The sequence below is a fragment of the Streptomyces sp. NPDC055955 genome, from assembly GCF_042270245.1.
Taxonomy (GTDB): Bacteria; Actinomycetota; Actinomycetes; order Streptomycetales; family Streptomycetaceae; genus Streptomyces.
This window is the reverse complement of record NZ_JBHJYS010000053.1, coordinates 1-2,165: the sequence shown is the minus strand read 5'-3', so window position 1 is coordinate 2,165 and position 2,165 is coordinate 1. Positions and strand designations below refer to the sequence as shown.

Here is a 2,165-nt window from a genome sequence, read left to right as displayed (position 1 = left end):
CGGTCCGGTTCCGCGTAAACGGCAACGCTCGCGATACCGGCATCCCGGCACGCCCGGGCCACGCGGACAGCGATTTCGCCACGGTTGGCGATGAGCACCTTGCGCACGATGGCTCCCTCCTTGAAACAAGCCGAGTTTAGGGACTGCCGACACGGGCTTACGACCCGTCCCCATGAGTGAGCTTGCCCACACGGAGTGCTATTCGAGGCGCGCTCAAGTGGTGAATCCCCTTGTTGCGCCCGGGTACGCAGCCTTCCCTCTTGGAACCCTAGCCCGCCGACACGGGCTAGGTCTCTGTGAGACGGCGCCGCGGCGCTCCGGGATTCTTTGTGGAGTCCCTACGAATGGCCCAACGATTCTTTGCCTTGGGCAGACCCCTTGTCCCGAGGTTTACCCGTTAGTAGCGTTCGCGTTGTCTCGAACGTACTAGGGGTAACAGCAGTCGAAAGTGGGTGGGGTTCCGGTGGCACGCAGACCGGTGGCGTGGGTGGCCGCGATCGTGCTTTTCGCGGAGGCGATCGGTATCGCCCTGCTCAACTGGTTCCTGGGGCTGGTCGTCGACCGCCAGGACATGTCCCTGGCCGGGCTGGACCCCCGAGCCATGTCCGTCTCCGCCTGGATAGCCGGCGCGCTCTTCGGGCTCTATCTCGCGCTGTGCGCGGTCGTCCTCGTGCGCGTGGCCGTGCGCGACCGCGCGCCGGCCGGCTTCGGCCGCATCCTGCTGATCAGCGCGGCCGTCGTGCACGGGCTGCTCGGGGCGTTCAGCATCGGCCTCGTCGGCTGGCTCGCGTTCGTCTTCATGATGGTCGTGCTCGGGCTCATCGTGCTCACGCTCGTCGCCTACGACCGCAAGGAGCAGACGGGCGGAGCGGAGTCGGGCGCGGGTGACGCCCCCGCTGGACCGGCCGAGGGGGGCGGGGCGCCTCAGCCGGTCTGATCGGCGCGGGCGGGGCGAGCCGCGTTCAGTCCGCCCACAAGTCCGTGATGTTCACGCCCAGTTGGGCCAGCAGGCGGCGCAGCAGCGGCATCGACAGGCCGATCACGTTCCCGTGGTCGCCGTCGATGCCGTCGATGAACGGTGCCGAGCGGCCGTCCAGCGTGAACGCGCCGGCCACGTGGAGCGGCTCGCCCGACGCCACGTACGCGGCGATCTCCTCGTCGCTCGGCTCGCCGAACCGGACCACCGTCGAGGCCGTCGCCGACGCGTAGCGGTTCACCGCCGTGTCGTACACGCAGTGGCCCGTCTGCAGGGTACCCGCGCGGCCCCGCATCGACTTCCAGCGCGCCGTCGCCTCCTCGGCGTCCGCCGGCTTGCCGAGCGCCTGGCCGTCGATGTCCAGGACCGAGTCGCAGCCGATCACGAGCGCGCCGTGCACCTCCGGCTTCGCCGCGACCACGGACGCCTTCGCCTCCGCCAGCGCCAGGGCCAGTTCGGCCGGGGTGGGGGCGGACACGGCGTCCTCGTCGACCCCGCTGACCAGCACCTCGGGGGCGAGTCCCGCCTGGCGCAACAGGGCCAGCCTGGCGGGGGACTGGGAGGCGAGGACGAGGCGGCGGCGCGGGGTGCTCACGTGGGGATCACTCATGCGGTCAGGGTTCCACATGTGGGCCCCCGGGGGTGCCTCGTCGGAGGACGGGGCGGAGGATGCGGTGCGGCGAGCCCGGCGTGGAGGGCGCGGTGTTCGGTGTGGAGGGCGCGGCACGGGGGCGGGGATCGGTTCAGACGATGCCCAGAACCAGCATCGCTATCACCATCGCCACCGCGAGCACGAAGCCCGCTCGGCGGAGCATCGCCTGGGTTTCGCGCAGCCCCTCGGGGGGCTCGTTCTCGGGGTCTGACCACAGCATGGATTCGATACTGCTGCCCCGGTGGGCGGTGCGCCTGAGTACCCGTACTCAGGCGCACCCCCACGGAGGGACTAGGAGGGCCAGTACGTGCGCGCCCAGCTCGTGGGACCCGGGGCCGGGCGGCGCGCCTGCGCCACCCTTGCCGGGTCGGCCCATGCGTCGCGGGTGCCTGTCGCGCCGGGCGGGGTGGTGGCCACCGCCGCGGCGCGGGCCTGGACCACCGCCAGTGCGGCGGCCAGCTCCTCGGGGGTCGGGTTGCCCCGTACGACCTTGATCATCATTGGTCGGGTCCTTTCGGGCGGCTTGTCGGCGGCTGG

Annotated in this window: 5 protein-coding genes; 1 reads left to right on the top strand and 4 read right to left on the bottom strand. The window is 71.2% G+C overall.

Features of this window, described 5'->3' with window-relative positions; translation table 11 throughout:
* On the bottom strand, positions 1 to 107 hold a 107-nt coding region (locus tag ACFC96_RS46025; RefSeq protein ID WP_324603837.1), incomplete at its 3' end, for a biotin carboxylase N-terminal domain-containing protein.
* Positions 108 to 463: 356 nt separating this feature from the next.
* Here ACFC96_RS46025 and ACFC96_RS46020 point away from each other — a divergent pair.
* Complete coding sequence (locus ACFC96_RS46020; RefSeq protein ID WP_376618708.1) at positions 464 to 937, top strand: hypothetical protein; 474 nt, start codon at positions 464 to 466, stop codon at positions 935 to 937.
* Between the two features lie 25 nt (positions 938 to 962).
* On the opposite strand, the gene ACFC96_RS46015 is transcribed toward ACFC96_RS46020, so the two are convergent.
* The 3 genes from ACFC96_RS46015 to ACFC96_RS46005 form a co-directional block, all read right to left on the bottom strand.
* Positions 963 to 1,586 carry a Maf family protein gene (locus tag ACFC96_RS46015; protein ID WP_376269140.1) on the bottom strand — a complete coding sequence of 208 codons (624 nt, stop codon included), beginning with the start codon at positions 1,584 to 1,586 and terminating at the stop codon, positions 963 to 965.
* 133 nt (positions 1,587 to 1,719) lie between these two features.
* On the bottom strand, positions 1,720 to 1,848 hold the full coding sequence (gene mmpB, locus ACFC96_RS46010; protein ID WP_376618706.1) for a morphogenic membrane protein MmpB: 129 nt from the start codon (positions 1,846 to 1,848) through the stop codon (positions 1,720 to 1,722).
* 71 nt (positions 1,849 to 1,919) lie between these two features.
* Positions 1,920 to 2,129, bottom strand: a complete 210-nt coding sequence (locus ACFC96_RS46005; protein ID WP_376618710.1) for an acyl-CoA carboxylase epsilon subunit — start codon at positions 2,127 to 2,129, stop codon at positions 1,920 to 1,922.
* Positions 2,130 to 2,165: the final 36 nt, after the last annotated feature.